Here is a 791-nt window from a genome sequence, read left to right as displayed (position 1 = left end):
CTCACCGGCGCCGTGACGCAGGACAACGCCGGTACCCCCGCCAACATCTCCGGCACCACGCTGATCTACGGTGCGAGTGGCGCGCTGACCACGCAGGCCACCACCAAGTTCGCTGACGGCGACACCTTCAGCGTCAACGGTAAGACCGTCACCGTGAAGTCCGCGGCGACCCCAGGTGCAGCCACTCTGATCGGTGGCACCAGCGGTGTCTTCGGCAACGTCGTCACCGACGGCTCCGGCAACTCGACCGTCTACCTCAATGCCAACACCACGGTTGGCGACTTCGTCAACGCCTTCGATCTCGCCAGCGGCACGCAAACGGCGACGATCACCTCCACCGCGGGCACGGCGGCCTTCGCTCAGACTGCGGGCCAGACCGCATCGAGCATCACGGGCGGTCAGATCTCGCTGCAGAGCACGACCGGCGCCGATCTGGTGCTGACCGGCAAGGCTGACGCCCTGAAGGCGCTGGGCCTCACCGCATCGGCGGGTTCGGGCACCGCGACGGTGCAGGCGAACCGCACCACCGGCACCGGTACGCTGTCCTCGCTGCTCCAGACCAGCTCGACGCTGAACGTCGACGGTCATGTCATCAGCTTCAAGGATGGCAATGCGCCGGTTCCGGCCAACGTTCCGGCCGGCTCCGGCGTTGCCGGCAACCTCGTCACCGATGGAAGCGGCAACTCGACCGTCTATCTCGGCGGCGCCACCGTTGCCGACCTCCTGAAGGCGATCGACCTTGCCACCGGCGTGCAGTCTGCGTCCAACGCCAGCGGCACCGCGACGGTGAC

At 67.5% G+C, this 791-nt stretch carries 1 protein-coding gene; it reads left to right on the top strand.

Features of this window, described 5'->3' with window-relative positions; all coding sequences use genetic code 11:
• The coding region (locus AC0L3B_RS38140) for a DUF1522 domain-containing protein (protein WP_473382690.1) at window positions 1-791 on the top strand (791 nt) is incomplete at both ends.

It is taken from the genome of Bradyrhizobium sp. Kon56, assembly GCF_055807635.1.
This window is presented reverse-complemented; position numbering and strand designations above follow the sequence as displayed.